Annotated in this window: 26 protein-coding genes; 15 read left to right on the top strand and 11 right to left on the bottom strand. The window is 60.7% G+C overall.

Going from position 1 to position 24482, the window contains the following annotated elements:
* Positions 1–182 precede the first annotated feature (182 nt).
* From BREU_RS06580 to BREU_RS06590, 4 genes are all read right to left on the bottom strand, one after another.
* A complete protein-coding gene (locus tag BREU_RS06580) occupies positions 183–686 on the bottom strand; it encodes a GNAT family N-acetyltransferase (protein WP_044090264.1) in 504 nt (167 codons plus the stop codon).
* Positions 687–1125: 439 nt separating this feature from the next.
* On the bottom strand, positions 1126–2541 hold the full coding sequence (locus BREU_RS11575; protein ID WP_081886585.1) for an MFS transporter: 1416 nt from the start codon (positions 2539–2541) through the stop codon (positions 1126–1128).
* Positions 2542–2738: 197 nt separating this feature from the next.
* Positions 2739–2882, bottom strand: coding sequence for a hypothetical protein (locus tag BREU_RS11935; RefSeq protein ID WP_156100223.1), 144 nt, complete (start codon positions 2880–2882; stop codon positions 2739–2741).
* A 194-nt stretch (positions 2883–3076) separates the two neighbouring features.
* Entirely contained in the window at positions 3077–3442 is a 366-nt protein-coding gene (locus tag BREU_RS06590; protein ID WP_044090238.1) for a phage holin family protein, read from the bottom strand.
* Positions 3443–3638: 196 nt separating this feature from the next.
* On the opposite strand from BREU_RS06590, the gene BREU_RS06595 reads away from it, so the two are divergent.
* From BREU_RS06595 to BREU_RS06660, 14 genes are all read left to right on the top strand, one after another.
* Entirely contained in the window at positions 3639–4619 is a 981-nt protein-coding gene (locus BREU_RS06595; RefSeq protein ID WP_081886586.1) for a deoxyribonuclease IV, read from the top strand.
* Positions 4620–4726: 107 nt separating this feature from the next.
* On the top strand, positions 4727–6814 hold the full coding sequence (locus BREU_RS06600) for a bifunctional indole-3-glycerol phosphate synthase/tryptophan synthase subunit beta (RefSeq protein ID WP_044090239.1): 2088 nt from the start codon (positions 4727–4729) through the stop codon (positions 6812–6814).
* 214 nt (positions 6815–7028) lie between these two features.
* Positions 7029–7898, top strand: a complete 870-nt coding sequence (gene trpA, locus BREU_RS06605; RefSeq protein WP_044090240.1) for a tryptophan synthase subunit alpha — start codon at positions 7029–7031, stop codon at positions 7896–7898.
* 200 nt (positions 7899–8098) lie between these two features.
* The gene (gene lgt / locus BREU_RS06610) at positions 8099–9031 is read left to right on the top strand and encodes a prolipoprotein diacylglyceryl transferase (protein ID WP_044090241.1); all 933 of its coding nucleotides are present in this window, start codon (positions 8099–8101) and stop codon (positions 9029–9031) included.
* 63 nt (positions 9032–9094) lie between these two features.
* Positions 9095–9763: a ribulose-phosphate 3-epimerase gene (gene rpe / locus BREU_RS06615; RefSeq protein ID WP_044090242.1), complete on the top strand. Its 669-nt coding sequence runs from the start codon at positions 9095–9097 to the stop codon at positions 9761–9763.
* Between the two features lie 98 nt (positions 9764–9861).
* On the top strand, positions 9862–10143 hold the full coding sequence (locus BREU_RS06620; protein ID WP_258186018.1) for a phosphoribosyl-ATP diphosphatase: 282 nt from the start codon (positions 9862–9864) through the stop codon (positions 10141–10143).
* A gap of 180 nt (positions 10144–10323) precedes the next feature.
* Positions 10324–11175: an ATP phosphoribosyltransferase gene (gene hisG, locus BREU_RS06625; RefSeq protein WP_044090244.1), complete on the top strand. Its 852-nt coding sequence runs from the start codon at positions 10324–10326 to the stop codon at positions 11173–11175.
* Positions 11176–11189: 14 nt separating this feature from the next.
* Complete coding sequence (locus tag BREU_RS06630; RefSeq protein ID WP_044090245.1) at positions 11190–11807, top strand: CDP-alcohol phosphatidyltransferase family protein; 618 nt, start codon at positions 11190–11192, stop codon at positions 11805–11807.
* Positions 11797–12774 (top strand): DUF881 domain-containing protein, encoded by a 978-nt coding sequence (locus BREU_RS06635; RefSeq protein ID WP_044090246.1) that lies wholly within the window; start codon positions 11797–11799, stop codon positions 12772–12774. Before BREU_RS06630 ends, BREU_RS06635 begins: the two co-directional genes overlap by 11 nt.
* Positions 12774–13106, top strand: coding sequence for a small basic family protein (locus BREU_RS06640; RefSeq protein ID WP_044090247.1), 333 nt, complete (start codon positions 12774–12776; stop codon positions 13104–13106). Before BREU_RS06635 ends, BREU_RS06640 begins: the two co-directional genes overlap by 1 nt.
* 1 nt (position 13107) lies before the next feature.
* Positions 13108–13929, top strand: coding sequence for a DUF881 domain-containing protein (locus BREU_RS06645; protein ID WP_044090248.1), 822 nt, complete (start codon positions 13108–13110; stop codon positions 13927–13929).
* Between the two features lie 6 nt (positions 13930–13935).
* Positions 13936–14379, top strand: a complete 444-nt coding sequence (locus tag BREU_RS06650) for an FHA domain-containing protein (RefSeq protein ID WP_044090249.1) — start codon at positions 13936–13938, stop codon at positions 14377–14379.
* Positions 14380–14456: 77 nt separating this feature from the next.
* Entirely contained in the window at positions 14457–15089 is a 633-nt protein-coding gene (locus BREU_RS06655; RefSeq protein ID WP_044090250.1) for a MerR family transcriptional regulator, read from the top strand.
* A 68-nt stretch (positions 15090–15157) separates the two neighbouring features.
* Positions 15158–15505: a hypothetical protein gene (locus BREU_RS06660; RefSeq protein ID WP_044090267.1), complete on the top strand. Its 348-nt coding sequence runs from the start codon at positions 15158–15160 to the stop codon at positions 15503–15505.
* A gap of 157 nt (positions 15506–15662) precedes the next feature.
* Here BREU_RS06660 and BREU_RS06665 read toward each other — a convergent pair whose 3' ends face one another.
* The 3 genes from BREU_RS06665 to BREU_RS12380 form a co-directional block, all read right to left on the bottom strand.
* Positions 15663–16058 (bottom strand): hypothetical protein, encoded by a 396-nt coding sequence (locus tag BREU_RS06665; protein ID WP_044090251.1) that lies wholly within the window; start codon positions 16056–16058, stop codon positions 15663–15665.
* Positions 16059–16389: 331 nt separating this feature from the next.
* Entirely contained in the window at positions 16390–18645 is a 2256-nt protein-coding gene (locus BREU_RS12370) for a CAP domain-containing protein (protein ID WP_269147449.1), read from the bottom strand.
* 20 nt (positions 18646–18665) lie between these two features.
* Positions 18666–19352: a hypothetical protein gene (locus BREU_RS12380; RefSeq protein ID WP_238567024.1), complete on the bottom strand. Its 687-nt coding sequence runs from the start codon at positions 19350–19352 to the stop codon at positions 18666–18668.
* A gap of 305 nt (positions 19353–19657) precedes the next feature.
* Between BREU_RS12380 and BREU_RS06675 the strand changes: the two genes are divergently transcribed.
* Positions 19658–20092 carry a DUF3592 domain-containing protein gene (locus BREU_RS06675; RefSeq protein ID WP_044095869.1) on the top strand — a complete coding sequence of 145 codons (435 nt, stop codon included), beginning with the start codon at positions 19658–19660 and terminating at the stop codon, positions 20090–20092.
* A 135-nt stretch (positions 20093–20227) separates the two neighbouring features.
* On the opposite strand, the gene BREU_RS06680 is transcribed toward BREU_RS06675, so the two are convergent.
* The 4 genes from BREU_RS06680 to BREU_RS06695 all read right to left on the bottom strand — a co-directional run bounded on the left by BREU_RS06680 (position 20228) and on the right by BREU_RS06695 (position 24471).
* Positions 20228–20947: an HAD hydrolase-like protein gene (locus BREU_RS06680; protein WP_044090253.1), complete on the bottom strand. Its 720-nt coding sequence runs from the start codon at positions 20945–20947 to the stop codon at positions 20228–20230.
* 168 nt (positions 20948–21115) lie between these two features.
* On the bottom strand, positions 21116–21463 hold the full coding sequence (locus BREU_RS06685) for an RNA polymerase-binding protein RbpA (protein ID WP_044090254.1): 348 nt from the start codon (positions 21461–21463) through the stop codon (positions 21116–21118).
* A gap of 98 nt (positions 21464–21561) precedes the next feature.
* Complete coding sequence (locus BREU_RS06690) at positions 21562–24141, bottom strand: DEAD/DEAH box helicase (protein ID WP_044090255.1); 2580 nt, start codon at positions 24139–24141, stop codon at positions 21562–21564.
* Between the two features lie 12 nt (positions 24142–24153).
* Positions 24154–24471 carry a hypothetical protein gene (locus tag BREU_RS06695; RefSeq protein WP_044090256.1) on the bottom strand — a complete coding sequence of 106 codons (318 nt, stop codon included), beginning with the start codon at positions 24469–24471 and terminating at the stop codon, positions 24154–24156.
* Between the last annotated feature and the right edge of the window lie 11 nt (positions 24472–24482).

The raw sequence follows: 24482 nt of genomic DNA on the forward strand, positions 1-24482 counted from the left end.
GGGATGCGTTTTCAAGAAAAGGCGGAAACAAGCCATTTTCTGTCCCTACACCGTGGGACATTCCCTACATCATGGGCAAATCCCTACACCATGGGTGGTGGAAATACCGGCGACACGGCACTCGGATTGCTGTGGCGCAATGCCGGCCGGCGCATGGCGTTGCACGCGGCCACGCCGGTGGCTCAATCACCGTAATTGATCATCTCCAGTTCCGGTCCCAAGTCCTCGGTCTGGGTGCGACCGGTTTCATGGAACCCGATGTGCCGGTAGAATTCTTGCGCGTTGGTGTTGAACCGCATGACCCACAATGCGAGTCGGTTATTGCCGATTGCCCTTTGCCCGGCCTCGACCAGCATTCGTCCGGCTCCGCGATGATGCTGGCTTTCCAGCACATACAACGATGCCAATTCCGCCGCGCCGGGACGATCAGTCGGCGGACGGGGAGTGCGCAGGAGCTCAGCGAAGCCGATCACCTGATCCGCATCTACAGCGACCAGCGTGACCTGATCGCGATTCTGAGTGGCCTTGCGAGTCAGCGCAAGTGCGAACTCAGGCGTGATCGCATCCACAATCCCCTGCGGGATGCGCCCCTGATTGAGCTCCCGCCATGTACGTGACTGCACCTGGGCCTTCTGCTCGAACCATTTCGGCTCGATGGGAACAATGCGAATCGTCATACAGTTCATGGTAGCGGCCTGCGACGCGAAAGGAACGGCAGCCAAGACGAATACCGGCCTTAGCCGAATGGCATTGCGGAAACAAACCATTGCGACAGCGTGAGCATGATTCACATGGGTGAGCGCGGTACGATACACCGATTCGGCTCATTTCGGACTGTCGTACCGCATTGCTGTGGCACGACAGTTCAAGCAATCGTTTTCATTCGGTGTCGTGACAATATGGCGGAATCACAAACCGCGGAAACAAGCCATTCTGTTCCGGTCCGGCAAATTGGTCCCGGGCACCGCCGCGGTACGACATGCGAAAAACAGCCGATTTCACGTATAGTACCGCACCGGGTTGTACACAATATGGCGAGAACGCTGTTTTCGGGCTACCGTACCGCAATGACGCCCGGCTCGACGCCTGGTACCGCCAATCAGGTGCCAAGCCGGCAACGAACAATCACAGTTCGACCTGACTCCAATGCTCGGGCAACGGAATATGACGGGTTGCGGTGATGCAGGCGAGCACGAGGCCCGCGGCCGAGCACACGACGACCAACATCATGACCGCGCGGAATCCGAACCCGGGAGCCTGCAGCAGCCATCCGACGAGCGCCGGGGCGAGCGCGCCGGGCACGCCGACTGTCGTCTCGAACACGGTGGAGACGCGTCCCTGCATGTCGTCCGGCGTGCGCCCGTAGATGAACCCGAGTTCGCCGGCGTTCAGCGCGGGGAACAGCAGGGCCGGCGCGGCCAGGCATACGACGATCACGGCGTAGGAGTCGGTGAACAGCAGCGGGATCATCGCAGCCGTCAGCACGGCGAACGTGAGCATGATGATTCCGCCGGTGGGGACGTGGTCGACCAGCCATCCGGCGGCCAGCGACCCGGCGAACGCGGCGATGCCGGTCACCGTGCCGACCAGTCCGATGAGCGCGGCGTCGGTGCCACGCGCAGCGAGCATGATCTGCACGCCGACGATGCTTCCCACGCAGGCGACGTTGATGATTGCGCCTTGCACGATGGCTGCGAGGATCACACGCCGGGTCAGCGTCCAACGCCAGCCCTCAATGAACTGCGTAAGAAACGACGGATTGTCGCCGGATGTGGCCGTCACCGTGGGCATCGCCGGCGACGTTGCCGCGGCATCGACGGCCTTGATTCCATCCGCACCAGTGCGCTTCGGCAGTCGCAACGTCGTGGCCGAGGCGATGCCGTACAGGATGGTGGAGACGAGGAACGGGAGCCATCCGGCGAGCCGGTACAGCAACCCGCCAATCACTCCGCCGGACAGTTCGACGCAGGATTCGCGCGCCTCGCGAATGGCCTGCGCCTTGGCGAACCGTTCCATCGGCACGATCGATTTGAGCATCGCGTCGTTGGATGGTCCCAGCAGTCCGTTCGTGACGGCGAACAGGACGACCAACACGGCGAATGCGAGCGTGGTCATCGTGCCGGATGCGAGCATGCCGGTCGCGACGGCGGACAGCGTCAGTCCGATCAGGCCGAGGGCGATCATGAGACGGCGCCGGTCATGCCGGTCTGCGATCGCGCCGCCGAACGACATCAGGACCAGCCCGATTGCCGATTCCGCGGTGACGAGCAGACCCGCCACGAACGGCGAGCCGGAGAGCGCAAGGCCGACCAGCGGTATGGAGAACGTGCGCAGGCTGACCGCGCACCCGTCGGCGGTGTCGGCCGCGAACCAGTCGCGATAGGCGCGGCTGCGCCATAGTGAGCGGGATGTCGGCGGGACGGCCGTGCCTGAGCGATCGTGCCCTGACGCCGGATTCGGCGGGACAGTCGGGACTGGGGAGGACGAGGGATGCGGAAGCTGTGAAGACCGCGGGGACGAGGAAGAATTATCGGCGTTCATGGTGACTCGTTTCGTGTGTCAGCCCCGAACGGAATCCGGCGAGCGCGCGCGAGAAAACGTGAAGAGTCTGCGACGCAGATTCGTATGGATGATCGGGGTGATGTCTGGAATATTCGCATAACGGCATGTCGCGGCTGCAATCTGTACGGCCACGAGGCATGAGGAACGGATGGGGCGGTGAGCCGGTCCGAACCGCATTAGTCGTATGCGAACGATTCCAGAACGAGGTACATGAGCGATCCTTTGCAACGGTCGGGCATGGCAGGCGCGTCGGTGCGCCAGCATGCGGCGTCGGAGCCGGGATGACGGCTCCATGCGCCGCCACCTGTTCCGGTATCCACTGTATACCGTCGGCGGCGAGACATGCCCAACGGCGATGATCCCGACCCCCGACCCACGTCGTACGCGTGCTACCCGGCGGGAATCCTATCGGAGCGCGCGCAACGCACACCCGGCTGCGCACATCCGGCCGCAAGCGTCTGTCCCGTCGACCGGGGGAGACGCCGGAATGCCGACTCAGCGGAACGGACGCCGCCTATTCGCCGATGATCGAGCCGACGATGCCGGAGACGACGGCCATGATGAGTGAGCCGAGCACCGCCCACCAGAACCCGTGGATGATGACGCCCACGTCGAACAGGGAGAGGGCCAGCCACGAGGCGAGCTCCATGAACATCCAGTTGAGCACCAACGCGAACAGCCCCAGCGTCAGCACGGAGATAGGCAGAGCGAGCATGTGGATCACCGGTTTGATGGATGCGTTGATTAGCGCCATGAACAGGGAGAACGCGGCGATGCCGAGAATCGGCGGCTCGCCCACCGCCTCCATGCCGGGCAGCACGGCGACCATGACGCCCGCCGCAACGGTCAGCACCAGCCAATGGGAGATGAATTGCTTCATGCTTTCGATTCTTCCAGTTCAAATGTCAGCGGAATGTGATGATGCCGCACACCGAAGGGCGACGCCGTACAATGCGGAAGGTGACCGTTCGCGGGCCCGGTTGCGGGCCTGGCAAGAGGACGGAGACGGAGTACGGATGGTCCGCCGGAACCCGGCGGACCATCCAGGGAAGACTTCAGGGGAGTGAGGATCGGAAATGGCGGAAACAACGGGAACGACGACAGCGATACCGACGAAAACAACGGGAACGGCCACTGCTGCTACGGCAACGACGGCAACTATAACGACGGAACCGACAGCAACGACCGCGGCTACTACGACAACGACGGGTCTGCTCGTCGGCTCGCACCTGTCCACGGCCGGCGGATGGGACGCGCTGATTAAGCGCTCTCATGAGGAGGGCGGGTCCGCGTTCGCGTTTTTCCCGCGCTCCCCGTACGGCAAGCAGTCGAAGGCATTGGACCCGGCGCAGGCTGGGGAGTTCGGCGCGCGACTGAAGGCCGAGCACTGCGGTCCGCTGGTCGTCCACGCGCCCTACGTCTACAATCTCGCCAGCAAAGAGGAGACCAAGCGCACGTTCGCCATCGAGGCGCTGGCCGAAGACATTGAGCTGCTGACGCCGATTCGCGAGGTGGGGCAGGAGGCGTACATCAACATCCACCCCGGCGCGCATGTGGGCCAAGGCGCCGAGACAGGCTGCCGTCTGATCAGCGAGGGGCTCAACCGCGTGCTCGAGCGGGCGAGCGGCGTCATGGTGCTGCTGGAGACGATGGCGGGCAAGGGCACCGAGTGCGGCCGTAGCTTCGAGGAACTCGCCGCAATCATCGACGGCGTCGAGAACAAGGAGCACATCGGCGTCACATTCGACACCTGCCATGTGCTGGATGCCGGCTACGATCTGGTCAACGACTACGACGGCGTCAAGCGCCAGTTGGACGACATCATCGGGCTCGACAAGGTCAAAGCCATCCATGTGAACGACTCCCAGTTCGGGCTCGGCTCGCACAAGGACCGCCACGCCAACATCGGCGAAGGCCATCTCGGCATCCCGTTCTTCACGCGGCTTGTGAACGACCCAGACATGGCGCGTCTGCCGATGATCCTCGAAACCAAGGAGCTCACGCCCGACACGCATCGCGAGGAGATCGCGCTGCTGCGCTCGCTGGTGCAGCGGTAGCCGGTGATCACCCCGACAGCAACGCCCAAAATATAGGACGCACAAGGCCCATCGGCCAGAGGGTGACCTAGAGTGTCGCATGATCGACCAGCAACAAAGGGAGAATCATGTCGGTTTTGGACGAACTTGTGGCGGGCGCGCTGGAGGACCAGCACACCCGCGAGCGTACCGTGTCGCTGGAGGAAGTGAAGCAGGCCGCGCTGGCGGCCCCGGCCCCAATCGACGCGATGCGATGGCTCAAGCGCGCTGACGGTATCCCGGTGATTGCCGAAATCAAGCGCGCGTCCCCGTCCAAGGGCCACTTGAGCGACATCCCCGACCCTGCCGCGCTGGCCCGCGAATACGAGCAGGGCGGCGCAAGCGCGATCTCCGTGCTCACCGAAGGTCGCAGGTTCCTCGGCAGCCTCGACGATTTCGACAAGGTCCGCGCCGCCGTGCACATCCCGTTGCTGCGCAAGGACTTCATCATCACCGACTACCAGGTCTATGAGGCCCGCGCCCACGGCGCCGATCTTGTGCTGCTCATCGTCGCCGCGCTGGATGACGAGAAGCTCAAGCATCTGCTCGACCTCGCACATGAGCTCAAGATGACCGTACTCGTGGAGGCGCACACCCGCGAGGAGATCGAACGCGCCCGTAAAGCCGGCGCCAAGGTGATCGGCATCAACGCGCGCAACCTCAAGAACCTGCGCGTGGACGTGAACAAATACAACGAGCTGGCCGCCGACCTGCCCGACGACGTCATCAAGGTGGCGGAGTCCGGCGTGTTCGGTGCGGTCGAAGTCGAGGACTACGGCCGCGCCGGCGCGGACGCCGTGCTGGTGGGAGAGGGCGTGGCCACGGCCGACGATCATGAACTTGCAGTGGAACGACTAGTAAAGGCAGGAGCACAAGTGAAAGCATCCGAATCCACCCCGTTGAGCGAGCATCAGGGACCGTACTGGGGACAGTTCGGCGGCCGCTACGTGCCTGAGGCCCTCATCACCGCGCTGGACGAGCTCGAGCGCGTCTACAATGAGGCCAAGGCCGACCCCGAATTCCACAAGGAGTTCATGACCCTGCAGCAGCGTTATGTGGGCCGTCCGAGCCCGCTGACCGAAGCGCCGCGCTTCGCCCAGCTCATCAAGGACAAGACCGGTCTGGACGCCCGCATCTTCCTCAAGCGCGAGGATCTGAACCATACCGGCGCGCACAAGATCAACAACGCGCTCGGCCAGGCTCTGCTCGTCAAGCGCATGGGCAAGACCCGCGTGATCGCCGAGACCGGCGCCGGCCAGCACGGCGTGGCCACCGCCACCGTGTGCGCGATGATGGGCCTCAAGTGCCGCATCTACATGGGCCAGATCGACGCCCGCCGTCAGGCCCTCAATGTGGCCCGTATGCGCATGCTCGGCGCCGAGGTGGTCGAGGTCACGCTCGGCGACCGCATCTTGAAGGATGCCATCAACGAGGCCCTACGCGACTGGGTCACCAACGTCAAGGACACCCACTACCTGCTCGGCACGGTCGCGGGCCCGCACCCGTTCCCTGCCATGGTGCGTGACTTCCAGAAGATCATCGGCGAGGAGGCCAAGCAGCAGCTTCAGGACTGGTACGGCATCGACCATCCGGACGCGGTATGCGCCTGTGTGGGCGGAGGTTCCAACGCCATAGGCGTGATGAACGCCTTCCTCGACGACGAGCGCGTGAACCTCTACGGCTACGAGGCCGGCGGCAACGGCCCCGAGTCCGGCAAGCACGCCATCCGCTTCGCGCCCGGCACCGGCCAGCTCGGCATGTTCCAGGGCGCCAAGAGCTACCTGCTGGAGACCGACGAGGGCCAGACGCTCGACACGTATTCCATCTCCGCCGGCCTTGACTACGCCTCCGTGGGCCCCGAGCACGCCTGGCTCAAGGACATCGGCCGCGTGAACTACAGCTGGGCCACCGACGAGGAGGCCATGAACGCCTTCCGCGACCTGAGCCAGACCGAAGGCATCATCCCCGCCATCGAGAGCTCGCACGCCGTGGCCGGCGCATACAAGGCCGCTGCCGATCTCAAGGCCAAGGGCTACGACAAGGCCGTGATGATCATCAACATCTCCGGCCGCGGCGACAAGGACATGGCCACCGCCGGCAAGTGGTTCGGCTACCTGACCGACGACCAGGCCAAGGCCCTTGAGGTGACCGGCGCACACGGCAACACCGTCGCGTGAGGCGCGGAATAACGGAATAGCGGAATAACTACAGACCGTCGATTGCTCCCCTCAGTCACTTCGTGACAGCTCCCCTCAGAGAGGGGAGCCAGAGCAAACCATAAGAGGTCCTCTGTTTGCCGTTTCCCGAACCGGGGAATAGCAAGCCAATCGCTACGTTGCGCGGCGCTTCCCACAGGGGTGCCAAGGGGAACGAATAAGGAGATTTACGAATATGACCAATACTGCAACCACGCCTTCCGGACAGCCGTTGGGCATCAGCCACAAGCCCAGCCAGACCGAGGCTATGTTCGCCAAGTTTAAGGCCGCCAACAAGCCCGCCTTCATCGGCTACCTGCCCTACGGTTTCCCGAACCCGGATGTCTCGCTCGAAGCGTTGAAGACGATGGTGGAGCACGGCGTCGACGCCGTCGAGATCGGCCTGCCCTACTCCGACCCGGTCATGGACGGCCCGGTCATCCAGGCCGCGTCCTCCATCGCCCTGAAGAACGGCGAGACCATCAAGCGCGTGTTCGAGGCCGTAGAGACGGTGGCCAACGCCGGCGGCGTGCCGCTCGTCATGAGCTACTGGAATCTCATCTACCACTACGGCGTGGAGCGTTTCGCCACCGACTTCGAGAACGCCGGCGGCGCGGGCCTCATCACTCCGGACCTCATCCCGGACGAGGCGGGCGAGTGGATCGAGGCCTCCGACCGCCACGGCCTCGACCGCGTCTTCCTGGTCTCCCCGGATTCGGCCGACGAACGTCTCGAGACGGTGGCGAAGAACGCCCGCGGCTTCGTGTACGCGGCCGCCCGCATGGGCGTCACCGGTGAACGCGCGCATCTCGACGCCTCTCCCGAGGTGCTCGTGGAGCGCACCCGCAAGGCCGGCGCCGAGAACGTGTGCGTCGGTATCGGCGTGTCCACCGCCGAGCAGGGCGCCAAGGTGGGCTCCTACGCGGACGGCGTAATCGTCGGCTCCGCGCTGGTGCACACGCTGCTCGCGGACGACAACAGGACCGCGCGCGACACCGCCGAAGGCCTGAAGCTGCTGGCCGCCAAGAGCGAGGAACTGGCCGAAGGCATCCACAACGCCCGTTGATGCGCCGGGCGCGTCGGCATACACATTTGCCTGACATGCGGCGCGCACTGGGCGTGTCGCATGTCAGCATGCATCATGCCCGCACATCATCCTGACAGTCACGGTGCGCACCGCGCGGTAGGGTGGTTCACGCAACATCAGGTCAAACCATGTGAGATGCGGCACCAGCAAGTCCGGCAACTCCAGCAAGTAGAGGCAGCATGAATCTGGCTTATATCCCCTCGCCGACCTTCTCCAAATTCCAGGTCGGCCCATTCACCATCCACATGTACGCGATCTGCATCCTCATCGGCATCTGCGTTGCCGTGTGGATCCTCACCACTCGATGGAAGCGGTACGGGGGCAACTTCGACCAGATTCTCGACACCACGCTGGTCACCGTGCCTTGCGCTTTGGTCGGCGCCCGTCTGTACCACTGCATCACCACACCGAGCATGTACTTCCCGCCCACCGGCAACCTTGTCAACATCCTCAAGGTCTGGGAAGGCGGCATGGCCATCTTCGGCGGCATATCCGTGGGCGCGCTGGCAGCGTACCTGTGGTGCCGGCACCGCGGCTACCCGTTCGCCATCTTCGCTGATTCCATCGCACCGGCACTCTTGGTCGCGCAGGCCATCGGGCGCCTCGGCAACTGGTTCAATCAGGAGTTGTACGGATGGCCCACCACGCTGCCCTGGGGCCTGAAACTCAATGACGCCGACGCCATCGGCAAGTCCGAGATCTGCTACGACGGCTCGCAATGCCCGGATTACACCACCACGCTGTTCCACCCCACGTTCCTCTATGAGATGATCTGGAACCTCATCGGCGCGGCCCTCATCGTGTATCTGGGCAAGAAACTTGCCGACCGGCTCAAGGCGGGCCAGCAGTTCGCCATGTACATGATGTGGTATGGCCTCGGCCGCACGTGGATCGAAAATGTGCGCATCAACTACTCCACCGTGATTCTGGGCCTCAGAACCAACGTATGGACCGCCATCATCGTATTCGTCCTCGGCTGCATCCTCTTCGTTGTGCTTTACCAGCACGGCTCCGATGCGCAGGTGCTGGCGCGCAGACTCCAGGCGGTCACCGCCGACGAGCTCGAACGCCAAAGCATCGAAGAGGAGAAGAGCAGGCAAAAGAAGCGTTAACGCGAATCCCATACTCCATGAAATAACAGGGCAAGTCCCATTTGGAAGATAAGGTAGGAAACCATGAGCAAGATCGCAATCGCACCCAGCATTCTGTCCGCCGATTTCTGCAACCTTGAGCGAGACCTCAAGGCCATCGCCAACGCCGACCTCGTCCATGTGGACGTGATGGACCATCATTTCGTACCGAACCTCACGCTGGGCGAGCCGATCGTCAAGCGCATCTGCGAGGTCACCGACCTGCCGGTCGACGTGCACCTCATGATCGAGGACCCGGACCGTTGGGCACCTGAGTACGCCAAGCTCGGCGCCGCCTCCGTGTCCTTCCACATGGGCGCTACGCACGCCCCCGTGCGGCTGGCCCGCCAGCTGCGCGACATGGGCTGCAAGGCATGCTTCGCCGTGCGTCCGGCCGAACCGGTCGAACCGATTTTCGACATCCTCGACGAGTTCGACATGGTTCTCATCATGACCGTGGAGCCCGGCTTCGGCGGTCAGAAGTTCCTCGACAACCAGATGGCCAAGGTGCGTCGCCTGCGTGACGAGATCACCCGCCGTGGCCTCAAGACTCGCATTCAGGTGGATGGCGGCGTGAGCCCCAAGACCGCGCACATCGTGGCCGAGGCCGGAGCCGACGTGCTGGTGGCGGGCTCCGCGGTATACGGTGCCGAAAACCCCGCCCAGGCCATCGACGACATCCGCGTCAAGGCCGAGGCCGCATACAAGGACTGAACACGGAATGCATGCCATGTCGGCTGTCGCGTACTTGAGATGAGGATTGACTCATCGTGTGCGACAGCGACAATGGCATGGCATGTCTGTCGGATTCAATGAAAGCAGTTACACATATGAAGACGTTTGAATCGTTGTTCGCTGAGCTGAGCGAAAAGGCCAAGACCCGTCCCGAAGGTTCGTTGACCGTCGAGGAGTTGGACAAGGGGACCCATTTCATCGGCAAGAAGATCATTGAAGAAGCCGGTGAGACCTGGATGGCCGCCGAGTATGAAGGTGCCGACCGCACCGCCGAGGAGATGAGCCAGCTTCTCTATCACGTTCAGGTGATGATGATTAAGCATGGTCTGACCCTCGAGGACGTCTACAAGCACCTGTGACGTTCCGGTCGGCTGTGCATCCCTTGGAAGAAGGGTTATGGGTTTCGGCGGAAGCTCCCGTCAGATGAGTGATTCATCCGCCGGGATCCATCAGCGAAATAGTCGACATTTGATATACCGTATGAGCCACGCATCCGATCTGTAACAAACAGAAACTCCCATAGGGGGAGAGGAGTACCAATGCTGAGAATCGCCGTTCCGAACAAGGGCATGCTGTCCGAACCCGCATGGAACATGCTGGCCGAGGCGGGATACCGTCTGCGCACCAATCCGCGCCAGCTCGTCGTCCAGGACCCGGACAACGACATCGAACTGTTCTACCTGCGTCCACTGGACATCGCCGTGTACGTGGGCCGTGGCGCCATCGATGTCGGCATCACCGGCGAGGACCTGCTCAAGAACTCCGGCACCGAGGCCATCGAGCATCTGCCGCTCGGCTTCGGAGCCTCCACCTTCCGTTTCGCCGCGCCGAACGAGTCGCCCATCTCCAAGCTTGAGGACATCCAGGGCAAGCGCGTGGCCACCACATTCGACAAGCTCGTGCAGGACTATCTGACCGATCACGGCATTCAAGCCGAGACCATCCATTTGGACGGTGCCGTAGAGTCCTCAGTGCAACTTGGTGTGGCCGACCTCATCGCCGATGTCGTCTCCACCGGTACCACGCTGCGCAACGCCGGTCTGCGCGTCTTCGCCGATCCGTTGATGCATTCCGAGGCTTGCCTCATTCGTTCGCCTCGTCTTGACTCCAACGATTCGCGTCTGGCGGTCCTGTCTCGCCGTCTGCGCGGCGTGCTCACCGCGCACCAGTACGTGCTCATGGACTACGACATCCCGATCAGCAAGGTCTCCGCCGCAGTGGCGGTGACCCCGGGATTCGAAAGCCCGACCATCTCTCCGTTGCACGACAAGCAGTGGAATGCCGTGCGCGTCATGGTGCCCAAGGCCAAGGTCAACCAGCTTATGGATGATCTGTATGAAGTCGGCGCACGCGGCATCATCGTCACCGCGTTGCAGGCATCACGCATCTAGACCTGTCTTCCGCCATGGCACAGCAGAACACCGATACGCAATACAGTCCGGAAGCGCGTGATATTTATTTCACCGTACCGAATCTGATCAGTGCACTGAGGATCATTTCGATTCCCTTCATCACCGCATTGATATCGCGCCACAGCATGATCGAGGCTTTGGCGTTGATTGCCATTTCATCGGCTTCTGATGGTGTCGACGGTATCATCGCGCGCAAATTCAACCAAGTCAGCAAGATCGGTCAGATTCTCGATCCTCTGGCCGATCGCCTGCTCATCTTCTGCTCCATCCTTGCGCTCGGCATCGCCGGCATCATACCGATGTGGATGCTTGTGGTGGTCGGTATCCGTGACCTGTGGATGGCGATTCAGGTTATCTGGCTCGCCCAATATGGATACGGGCCGTTGCCGGTGCATTTCGTGGGCAAGGCCGGCACCGCGCTGTTGATGATATCCATAGTGTCGCTTATCATCGCCGATCTGGGCAGCAGCCAATTCTTCCACACGTTGTATCTCGCGGCGCTTGCCGCCGGCATTTGGGGGCTGGCCATGTACTGGCTAGCCGGTTACATCTATACCCGTCAAGGCGTCACGTTATTGCGCAAAGAACTGGGGGAGAAGTATGGCGCCTGATCCGATTGCACCGGAATCCTTCCCGATATCGGAAGAGAACGCTCCGGTTCATCGGCGCGCCGTATTCTCCGCATCGGTGTCCGGCATCGATTCCCATCATGCCCTGTCTCCTGACGATGTCGCCGCGATCCGTACACGTCGCCGTCGAAAGACCGACGACGATTCCCTACGTTTGATCGACGATTTGGTCAACAGGCCGATGGATCCCATGTTCTCGGATTCGAGGTTGGTCCATGAGCATCGTTCCACGTTCGCGTTTTGGGCCAATCGCGTCATTGTCTTTGCGATTTGCGTCGTCGTGGGCTTTGCCGGCAGCCTGTTCGTTCAGCAATTGCAGTCCGATCCCCGCAAGCAGGTGCGACAGACTCTGGTGAACCAGCTTGAGAACCGTAATGACACCATCACGCAATTGTCCGCCGACGTCAATGACCTGAAGTCTCAGGTCGACCAGCAGTCAAAGAAGGTTACCGGCAACGTGAAAAGCGACACGTTGATCCAAGACGAACTGGTCAATGGCACCGTCGCGGTCACCGGTCCTGGCATCACCATGACGCTGGCTGACCCTATCGCGGCAAGCCAAGCTGACCAATCCACATCGAATCGTGTGGGAACCACCAGTAATATCCGCGTCGTCACTGACCTTGATTTGCAGCAATTGGTCTCCTTGATGTTCAGTAACGGCGCCGAAGCGATTTCCATCAACGGCAATCGCATAGGGGCGCAGACATCCATACGCAAGGCTGGCGGTCATATTCTCATTGGAATGACCGCCATCGAAAGCCCCTACAGCATCGAGGCGATAGGAAACAAATCGGAGTTGGCCGAGCAGATGGGTAGCGCCAAACTGAAAAGTCTTTACGATTCATTCAAAAAAGCCGGTATCTATCCTCAAGTCAGCACATCCAACTCGATTACACTGAAAGCAGCAGTTGCTGGCGATGTTCAGTATGCGGAGAGGAATCAGTGATGGCAGCCGTTCTGGGTCTGATTATCGGTGTTGTTGTCGGCGTGTTCGTCAAGCCGGACATACCCGTAGTTGTGCAGCCGTACCTGCCCATCATGGTGATCGCCGCCCTGGATGCCTTGCTCGGTGCCGCACGTGCCTATTTCGAACGCAGCTTCTCCGATCGCGTGTTCGTCATATCCTTCCTCGCCAATGTGGTCACCGCCACGCTGCTGGTGTTCCTCGGCAATCAGCTCGGTGTTGGATCGCAGCTCCAGACCGCCGTCATCGTGGTGCTTGGCATTCGTATCTTCTCGAACGTGTCTGCCATCAGGCGTTTCATCTTCAGAGGCTGACATGGCGCGCAGATCGCAATCGCATAACATGCTGGAGAAAATGCGGGACCAGCATGCGCAGGACAAAGTCAACGACAGGATGGAAACCGGCTCGTTCCCCAAGGTGCGCAGAAAGCCGCGCGCGGATCTCAACCGTCACACGAACAGGTCACGTCTGATCACATCCATCCTCATCATGCTGATGTGCGCGTTGCTGGGATTCACGTACATGAGCCAGATCAACAACACCAAATCGACGTATGAGACATTGGACGAGAACGAGCTGGTTCGTCTGCTCAACGAATCGAACACGCAGATCTCCAATCTGGAGCAGCGCAAGACGCAATTGTCCAATCAGCTTGAGTCGCTGAAATCAGCCGCGGATGAGCAGGAGCAGGCGCGTAAGATCGCCAAGCAGAACGAGGAGGCCAGTGGCCTGATCTCCGGCAGACTGCCTGCTCGAGGCAGGGGCGTCACGGTGTCCATCAGCCGGGGGGCCGATGCCAAAGTCGATGCTTCGATCATGTTCAACCTCATCGAGGAGTTGCGCAACGCCGGTGCCGAAGTCATTGCGGTGGACAGCGTGCGCGTGGTCGCGTCGACGTATATCGCCGACGCCGATGATGGGTTGATCTGTGACGGAACCTCCATCAAACCGCCTTACACCGTCAAGGCCATCGGCAATCCGCAGGAACTGTCCAATGCAGTGGACATCGCCGGGGGAGTAGGTGCTCAATTGCAGGTGAAATACGGTGCGAATGTCGAAGTGCAATCCTCCGATAACATCGTGATAGACGAAGTTCGTGAAGCTACGCAAAATCAGTATGCGAAGACTGTAGAATGAGGAGTTATGACTGATCCGATTCCAAGCGCAGGCGAAACCACCATCATCGGTTTGCCTGCAATCAATGTATTGCCCGTTACCTCCACCGGCGACCGTCCGCTGACACAGGAGGATCTGGATACGATCACACGCCTTTCCGATGGAACGGCCCTGTTGATTTCCACCAGGGGAGCGGTATCCGGTTCCCGTTACCTGCTTGACGAGGATGAGATTACCGTCGGCCGCGACCCGCGAGCCGACATCCTGCTTGACGATTCCACCGTGTCCCGTCAGCATGCCGTGTTCCGCCGTGCCAATGGGCATTTCTCCGTTATCGACGCAGGAAGCCTGAATGGCACGTATGTGAATCGTCAACGTGTCGACCAGGCTGTGCTGAAAAACGGCGATGAAATCATGATCGGCAAGTTCCGTCTCATGTTCTTCACCAAATCCGCCGTTATCTCCCAATGAACGCCGTTTGACCTTGGCTTACACTGGATTCGGGATCGCTCGGTGTGATTCCGCCAGTGTAAGCCAAGGAGCGTGCGATGGGAGCAATCGGTTTGCATCTTCATATTCCGCTCAAGGAGCGTGAGAACTTGAACGATGAGGCGATTCAGGGGGAGTTATTCTCCAGCACCGACACGCAGGAAGCTAAGCGTGGATATCGTGGCACCGTAGCCTCGAAAATCGCTGGCATTACTTATCGTCAGCTTGATTATTGGGCGAGAAAGCAGATTGTGGAACCGTCGATTACGCCATCGCATGGCTCCGGTTCACGACGGCTGTATTCGTTCAAGGACGTGGTCATTCTCGCTGTCTCCAAAAGGCTCCTCGATGCCGGGGTCAACTTGCAGAACGTGACCGCAGCCATAGGATTTCTCTCGCAGCGAAGCACCGTGCAACTGGCCAATGTGACCATCATGTGCGATGGCCAGCATGTGCATGAATGCACCACCAGCGAGCAGATGCTGGAGTTGCTGCAAAGCGGCAAGGCGGTGTTTGCCGTGTCCGTAGGCTCGCTATGGCATCAGATTGAAGCAGCTTTGGAACATGAGGATTATGTTGATCTCGAGGCGCAGCCGATGAAAATCACCATGAACCGTCCGATCGATGAACTGACCGCCATGCGCATGCGCAAGAAACTCGAAGCGCGTAGACTACAGCGCGAAACCGCCTGAAGGAGACACTTGTGACGACCAAGCTCATCGAGCTGTTGCCTGCTTTGCTGTGGATTATCGCTGTGGTCATGGCGCTGAACATCATTGCGTTGACGATTCTTCGTGGACATCTGTTTGTCTCCAGAATGCGGCGTCCGCCGGTGTATCCGGTCAGCTGGACGATGGTCATGGCGCATGTCGTGTCGTTTGCGATGGCCATCGTGCCGTTTCCTGTCTATGCGCTGACCGCCGGCATGATGGACATCGATGTGCGTGAATTCTATGAGCAAAACGCGTTGATTGGCGCAATCATCGTCATCGTGCTGGTGATGCTTGAGATTCTGGTCATGTATCTGCAGGCGCATAACGCGATGGAAACCGAAATGGATCGGCGGTTGGGCTTGGCTGTGCGCGGAAATAAGAATAGTGACAAATAGCCGATAATGTACGTTATGTCAGATTGGTTTAAGAACAGATGACGTACAGCCTATCTGGCATATAAACTATCTGACATATAAATGTATTGTGGTGATCTGCAACAGGTTGGGTGCCGTGCAATGTTGGCTCGGCTGGCTTTTACATGCGAGACCTGCGCTATCCAAGCACCTTCACGGCTCCGATGATGTCACCGAAGATCGGGCGCTTCCAATACGAGACCCATACGCGGGTCCCCTCCGGCAGGTCGTTGATTCTGTTGCCGTTCGGGGTTATGTCGTTCCATTTCACCTCGACTGTTCGGCCGTCTGTCAGCGCGATTTCGGAGCCGTGCACCGGTTCGTCATACCTGCCGGTGTCATCCGTCCGTCGTACCACGCCCTCGCCGGTGGACGGCCCCACGACGAGAATGATGGCGTTGAATATGGCGGCGATTCCCACGATGATGACGGATGGGAATGCGATTTCGGCCGGAGCGATGCGTGCGGCGAGCAATATTCCCAAGAGGATGACGACCAGCGTTTCGACAATCAGGTTGCGGAGGATGGGATTCATTCAGCGGCCTTTCCGATAGAGTCGAGAGTCACATCCATCATCGGACTATTCCGCGACTTCACTGGTCCTCCAGTTTTTGACGAAACCGACGGTCTCCTTCTCTCAGAAAAGAAGACCGTCGGTTTCTTGCAGATGGAGAGTAATATCCTCTTCGGCTTCTACGAATTCGCTGGTATCGCGGGCCAAAGTTGCTTGCTCATGGTCGGGGGTCTTTGTCGTATGGTGCTCACAGATACCGTATTCCGTTTGAATTGAATGCGTGTCGGTCCGTCTGGGTCTCAGCTTGAATCCGCCGGCAGAGGTGCGTCATCTCCCCCACCGGCGGCAGGCTTCACTTGTGGCTGAGGCTCCATCCGTCCGCGTGCTTGGCGGTGCGGACGCGGGTGAGCACGCATCCGGCGCCAGTCAGGGTGAGGATAGCGGTCAGGGTGAGGATCGTGGCAGTGTCCGTGCCGGTCGTGGCGAGCGGGTCGGCGCCGAACAGCCGGTCGGCCTTGGCCTGCTTGGCGGCCGCGTCCTGCTTCGCCTGGTCGGCCGTCTTGTCGGCCCGGTCCTTCTCTGCTTCGGCGTCCTGCTTGGCTTTGTCCGCATCCGCCTGGGCCTTCAGAGCGGCGGCGAGCTCCTTGTCGGCCCGATCCTTGTCCGCCTTGGCCGACTCGTATGTGGCCTTCGCGGTCCCATACGCCTTGTCGGCCTTGGCTTTCGCTGTATTCGCGGCTTCCAGACGGGTCTTCGCGGCCTGGTATGCCGTCTGCTTGACCGTGAGACGCTGCTGCGCGTCCTCGTACCAGGTGATGGTGTCCTCCGCCTGCTTCTTGTCGGCCGTGGCCTTGTCGTATGTGGCCTTTGCCGTGTCGTAGCGGTTCTGCGCCTCGTCGACCTTCTTCTGCGCGGCGTCGAGGTGGGTCTGCGCTTCGGCGGCCTTCCGGTCGGAACCGGCCTTCGCGTCAAGCGCCTGCCGTTTCGCGGCCTCGGCCTTCGCCTTCGCGGACTTTGCGGCGTCAAGGTCCTTCAACGCCTGCGCCTTGTCCAGTTTCGCCTGGCTGATCGCGGCCAACGCCTGGGTCTTGTCCTGCTTCGCCTGTTCGGCCTGGGCGGCGGCCTTGTCCACGTCTGTCTGCGCGGTCTGGACGGCCTTGCCGGCCGCGTCCACACGCTGCTGCGCGTCCGACTGCGCCTTCACCGCCGTCTCCACGGCCGACTGCTTGGCTGCGGTGTCCTGCTTGGCCGTCTCCCATGCCTTGGTCTTCACATCCTGGTCCTTGCGGGCCTGCTCCAACGCGTGCGCCTTGTCGCCCTGCGCCTTGACGGCCTCGTCGTACGCGGCCTGCGCCTCCCTGGCCGCCTGAGCCGCCTTGTCGGCCTTCGCTTTGGCTTCCTGGGCCTCCTGGGCGGCCTTGTCTGCAGCGGTCTTCGCGGCGGCAAGCTTGTCCGCGGCCTCCTGCGCCTGTTGGGCGGCGGTCTCGCTCTTCGCCAACGCGTCCTGATAGACGGAGCCCGCGTTCTCCAAGCCGGTCTTCCAGTCGGTCAGATCCTTGAGATACGCGTCCACGTCCAGGGTGCGGCCCTGGTCGAGCCTGACTCCGTTGGCACCGGACGACCAGAGGCCGCCGTTGTCGTGGAATTCAAGCGCGTGCACGGTGCTGCCGAAGCCGAGGTTGCCGTTCTGGCTGAAGCCGAAGCCGGCGGTGGTCCAGTCCTTGCCGACGATGTTCGTGTAATGGCCGGTCTGGCATGAGACGCTGCCGTTGCCCCAGTCGGTGGGGTTAGGGCATCCCGACGGGTCGTCGAGCGTCCACTTGCCGGCCTGGTACGCGTCGTAGTTCTCCTTCTCCTTCACATACCAGCCGTCGAACGGGTCCTGATAGCCCCAGGCCAGGTTCTCCGAAGTGTTGAACTGGAGCGGGTGCTCGAAGTTCTGGGACGCGTAGTCGGCGTCGGCCATGCCGATCGCCATGAGCGTGTCCGACACCTGCACGGGCGGCAGACCCTCCTTGGCGCGCAGCTCGTTGACCTGCTTGATGAACCCGAGCGCCTTGATCATGTTGTCCAGGCTGGTAGCGTCCTTCGCCTGCCCGTTCTGCACGTACTGGAGATACTGGGTGACGGTCGGGTCGGTGAGCACCTTGACCGCGTCCGTCGCGTTCTTGTCGCCGAAGTAGGCGACCGCGCCCTGCTGGAGTTTCGCCTGCGCGCCGTCCGCGATCTGCTTCTTAGCGTCCGCTGTCGCCTTCGCCTGGTCGGCCGCCTCCTGTTTCGCCTGCGCGTCCTCGGAGGAGGCGTTCACGGTGTCGGCCGCCGCCTTGGAAGCCGCATCCGCCTTCGCCTGCGCCTCCTTCGCCGCCTGCTCCGCCTGTTGGGCGGCCTTCAACCGGGCGAGCAGATCCGACAGGCCGCCGTCATCCTTCGACAACTGGTCGACCTTGGCGTCCGCCTTCTCCTTCGCCGCCTTCGCCGCCGCTTCCGCCTGCTTGGCCTTGTACAAAGCCGCCTGCGCCGTCTCCACCTGCTCGTCGGCCTGCGCCTTGTCGCCCTTGGCCGCGGCCTGCCCGGCCTTCGCCTTGTCGAGCTCCGCCTGAGCCTGCATGCGGGCCTGCTCGGCCTGCTTCAGCGCCTCGTCGGCCTTGTCGGCCTTCGACTGGGCGGCGGTGATGGTCTCTTGTCCGCATCATCGGCCTTCGACTGTGCGATGGTGGCCTGCTTGGAAGCGGCGTCGATCTTCTCCTGGGCCTTGCCGACATCCGACTGATGCCCGGCGGACTCCTGCTTCGCCTGATCCAGCTCGGACTGGGCCTGCGTCCTGTCCGATTCGGCGGCCTGCTGGTCGGCCTGCGCCTGCTTCATCGCCTCCTGGGACTGATCGATCGCCTGCTGCGCCTGGCTGACCGCCTGCTGCGCCTGCTCGATCTTCCCGGGCGCGTCCTGCACATCCTTCGCGGCCTGATCACGTTCGACACCGGCCTGATCGGCCGCCTGCTGCGCGTTCGTCTGCTCCTGCGCCGCCTGCTGCTGCGCCTGCTGTGCGGCATCCAGGTTCTGCTTGGCCGTATCAAATGCGCCGGCGGCCGCATCGGCCTTTGCCTGCGCTTCGGTCACACCGGTCGGCGCGGCCTGAACGGCCTGAGCCGTGCTCTCCTGCGCCGCCTGCACGGCATCCTGTGCCTGGCTGATCGCCTGTGCTGCCATGTCGGTCTGCGTGGTCGCGGTCTCGTCGGCCATCGCCACGGCCGGAGCCGCCAAGGTTGCCGCGGTCGCCAATGTGGCGACACCGGCTTTCATGAGTTTGCTTGCCATGAGAATCCTCCTCGTTTCTCTGTCTCGTCTCTGCCAACCCTAACGGGGGTAGTTGTCGTCTCTGACATGAGTTATCTTACTCCCCTGCAGCTCATCGAATGGGGTGGTTTCGGCATGCGACCTATGGACAACATCCACTGTTGTACTTTCGCTGTCTTTTGCTTGTTCCTTTCACTATGAGATAATCGTGATGGGCGCCGATGGTTGTTGCTCATATCGGAGCCAGAGAGGTGATGACGTGTTGCAATGCCCGGCCGACGAAGGCCGATGCAAGCCACGTTGTGCTTGGGGAAAGGCTATTGGCAATGAGCGATCAAGAATTGTTGATGTTCATCGGCTTGGTTTGTGTAGTTGTCGGAGTTATCGTTATTGCTCTCTTTCTGCGAGCAAGCAATGAAGCCAATGAGAGCAAAGCTCAATGCACTGCGATTGTGCCAGGCGTGGTATCTCGGCTCATCGAAGAGGAAGACAATGATGGGACGTTATGGAAACCGGTGTTCTCCTATACCGTAGGTGAGGACAACTACACCATCGTGTCTCCGGTGTCCTCTCGCCCTGCCCAATACCAAGTCGGAGAACATGTGGTTGTGGGCTATAATCCGTTAGATCCGTCGGATGCCTATGTTCAAAGTGAGCGCGGATCTGGATGCCTGTTGTATGCATTCATCGGAGCAGGGCTGATTGACGCTACGGCCGGTTTGGCAGTTGTGATTTGTGCGGCGCTCGGCGTGATTGGCTGAGCAATCATAGCCGATGTGCTTCAGAAGGCATCATTCCGTCAGGGCAATGGCATGATGCCTTCTGTCCCCGCTCCATAGACGGAGAGAAAGAACAAGCAGGGACAGTGTCAGCGTGACACGTACTGCGACAATCGCTTAATGCGAGGCGAAGTAACGGTTCACTGCATCTTCGAGCTGATTCACGGTCTCGATGATCTCGTAGACGCCGTGCTCCTCCATTTCGCCGGCTGGCGCGTAGCCCCAGCGGCATCCGATGGTGTCCAAGCCGCAGGCGTGCGCGCCGTCGATGTCGGTGTACCGGTCGCCGACCATCACAGCCTTATCCCCCTGTGCCGCGTCGAAGCCGATCTTGTCGAAGCAGTATCGGATGACCTGATCTTTGTCGAGTCGTGAGTTGTCCTTGGAGGCGCCATAGATGCCGTCGAGCAGTTCGGTCAGATGGAAATGCTCGCAGATCGGCACGCACTGGTATTCGGGCTTGCAGCTGGCCAAAGCCAGATAATAACCGTCTTCACGCAGTTTGACCAGCTGTTCGCGGATGCCGGGGAACACGACGTTCACCAGACGGCCCGGCACCTTGTTCCCCGGTTCGTTCGGATCGTCGAACACAGCCTTGTCCGCATAATAGCTGCGGTAGATCTCCACCGCATGATCCAGCTCGTCCTCGGGAACATGGTTGCGTTGCAGGGATTCGACAATGGCCGGTCCGATGAAACGATGCAGTTCTTCGTCATCCGGCACCGGACGCCCAAGCGCCTCGAACGTCTTGACCACGGATGCGATGATGCCGCCGTCCGACTTGGTCAGCGTGCCGTCGAGATCGAGAAGAACTACATTTCTCGGATGCTGTGCCATTGAAGGTACTCCCCTGTCATGTCAAATCGTGAGGTTGCCGATGGCGTTGCGACAAGGCACACTCTCATGCATCGGCAACCATACCTCAGCAATGATTATGCCCAGTCGCTTTGACTGGGCATCGATTCACGTGTTGTTCAACTTACGTAGTATTCCGTGGACTGTGACTCACTCGTAATCCGGAATCCAGCCGTCACGGTGCATCTGCAGACGCTTTTCCAGCAGCTTGGCGAGTTCCTCCTCGCTGCGGCGTTCCAGCAGCATATCCCAGTGTGTACGACTCGGCTTGCTGATTTCATCGGCCTCACGGTCGTCATCGCCCTCACGGTGGGCCACAGCGCCACAGCGGCACTCCCACTCGTCGGGCACCTCAGCGCCTTCGGCGAACGGCAGGATGGTGCGATGTCCCTTCGGGCATACGTATGCCACATCGTTTCTGGCTGCGAAATCCACATTGTCGTCGGACTCCAGCGATTTCGCGCCGATGCTCATGCCCCTGAGGCTACGTTCTGCCATATCGGCATCCTCCCTTGCAAATTCAGTAACCGTACTAATTTACGCAACAGTTCGGACTAGACTTCTATTCCGGTCCATCCCTGCATGCGCGCTCACGCTCATTCCACTCCGGAGTAGGATACGATGCCGCGATTGACTCGATCGGCGGCTTCATGGGCGATATCCTGCAACGCCTCTCCCCCGTTCAACGGCAACGGGCCGGCTGCGGCAATCTGCTGCAGCACGTCGGCCAGACGTTTGGCCGTTCGGACGAAATCACCGCCGGTCATATCCGTTCCGTATAGGCACGACGCCAGCGAATTGCCGTCAGCCCACTCGAACATGACGTCCACGATGCCGCAGTCGGGTTGTTCGGGTTCCTCAAGACCATGATCCGTGCACAGTTCGCCGATATTCGCGCACACGCCTCGCAATTGCGAGGCCGCGATGGCGATATGTCCGGAAACACCGCCTGGATAGTGTCTGGGCTCGCCTTGCGCTCCACGGCGGGGTTCATACACCAACGACGAGAGCACCGACGCAAGGCCCTTGGCGTCGAGCTTGTTGAACATGCCGCTGAGCATCGCCTCGCACAGTTCCAAGTCATGTTCGCTGTAGATACGTCGCAGGATGCGTCCCTTGTCGGTAAGGGTCATATCCACCTGACCGTCGCCGCGGTCCCGCCGATCGAGATATCCGAGCTGGCACAGGATATCGCAGATGCGGTCGAACTGGCGTGCCACGGAACCGGTGCGCGAGTTGTAGCGATCGGTCACACGATTGAGCTCACGCATCTCGCGCGCCCAGCGATGCCCCCACTTGAGATGCTGCTGCAGATCCGGGCAGTCCCGGCACGGATGCTCATGCTCGGCCTTGCGGAGGGTTTGAATGTCCGTTTCCAGTTGCCGGAACGCCTGGGAACGGTCGTGGTCGGTCAGGAACACTTCGTGCTTGAGCTTCTTCCGCCCTTCTTTCTCGATGTCGCTCAATTGCATACGGATGGTCATGAATTGCTTGAAATCGCCATGGCTGCATTGGAATGCCTGCTCATAGCCATCCAGCGCCTTGTTCAGCGTGGTGATCTGCGATTCCAACTGCCATGCCGACTCGTTGGCCTCCCACTGCGCGAAGGACTGGTCCAGCGTGATGCGTGCGGTCTGATAGTCGCTGGCGTTGAGCAGGTTCACCGCCATGTTGAAGGTCGGGCGGAAACTGGAATGCAATGGGTAGACACGCTTGGATGACAATGCCGCCGCCGTGGCGGGGATGAAATCCTGATGATCGACCACGATGGCATGGCCTATGGTGTCTATGCCGCGGCGTCCCGCTCGTCCCGTGAGCTGGGTGAACTCGCCCGGGGTCAGCGCGACGTGTCCGGTGCCGTTGTACTTCTCGAGTTTTTCGACCACCACGCAGCGGGCGGGCATGTTGATGCCCAAGGCCAGCGTCTCGGTGGCGAAGACCATCTTGACCAGACCTTCCTCGAACAGGCGTTCGACGATTTGCCGGAAGAGCGCGATCATGCCGGCATGATGCGAGGCGAAGCCCTCTTCCAGCGCGAAACGGAATTTCGAGAACTGCAGGGCCTTGAGATCCTCCTGGCTGAGCTGTCCGGCCACCATGTCGTCCACGATGCGGCGGATCTTGATGGCCTCCTCATCCGTGGTCAATTCGAGACCAGCGTTGATGCATTGCTCGACGGCCTGATCACAGCCGTTACGGGAGAAGATGAAATAGATGCCCGGCAGCATGCCTAGGAAATGCAGTTCATCCACCACTGCCCAGCGGCGTGGTGTATGGCGTTGTGGCTTCGGCTCACGGCCCTTAGGCCCCTTGCCTTTGAATCCCTTGCGTTTGTCGGGACGCTGCTCGCCGCGCCTTCTGGCGGCTTTGCGATCCAAGCGGTCAAGGGTGTTGATCAGTTCCGGATTGAGCTTGGTGGTCTGCTGCCCCTGGCCATCGCGCCGGTACAGGTCGATGACTTCCGGCTCGGTATGGTCGTCTTGCTGAACGATGACATGCTGTTCCAAAGGTACAGGCCGATGTTCACTGATCACCAGCTTGGTCTCACCGCGCACCGAGGCTATCCACCGGGAGAAATCCTCCACATTCGATACCGTTGCGGAAAGCCCCACGATTTTAACGGTTTGGGGAAGATGGATGATGACCTCTTCCCACACGGGTCCCCGGAAACGATCCGCCAGATAATGCACTTCGTCGAGAATGACATACCGCAATGCGCTGAGCGTGGTCGACCGCTCGTAGATCATGTTGCGCAATACCTCGGTGGTCATCACCACGATGTCCGCTTCGGAGTTGATGGATGTGTCTCCGGTGAGCAGTCCCACCTTGTCAGGCCCGTAGACGGCGACCAGATCATGGTATTTCTGGTTGCTCAGCGCCTTGATCGGAGTGGTGTAGAAGGCTTTGACGTTGCGGTCCTGAGCCAGATAGATGGCGAAATCGGCCACTACCGTCTTTCCTGCGCCTGTAGGTGCGGCCACCAGCACATTGCTGCCGGCCTCGAGAGCCTCATTGGCGTCCTGCTGGAAATCATCCAAGTCGAATGGCAGCGTCGCCGCGAACCGTGCGGCAATCGTTGAACGACGTTGCTTGGTTTTCTGGAATGATGCGTACCGTTGTGCAGGACTGAGTTTCGTTTCCGATGAATCAGCCTTCTGATGATGGTGACGTGCCATGATGTCTTTCGTTTAGTCGTTGAACCGCTTCCACCTGTTCCAGGCCCGGATGTGGCGTTCACGTTTTGCCGCCCTACGTCGAATGACCTCCGCATGCGCTTCGGCATAGCGATCCTGCGCGACGCTCAACGGCTGGGTGAAGATGGCGGGCTCAGGCGTGTGCCCGACCGAATCTGGCTCGCCCATTGCCGACAGTTTTTCGCCGATGCGGTCACCCGTTTCGCTTGCATCGCGCAATGCGCGGATTCCATGAATACCTGCGTATGCCAGTCCGCAGATGATCATGGCAAGCATGAACAGCGCCAATATCAGCCATATCCACCAAGGCATGGCGACTCCTT

Origin of the sequence: Bifidobacterium reuteri DSM 23975 (assembly GCF_000741695.1) — a bacterium.
In the GTDB taxonomy this organism is placed as follows: Bacteria; Actinomycetota; Actinomycetes; order Actinomycetales; family Bifidobacteriaceae; genus Bifidobacterium; species Bifidobacterium reuteri.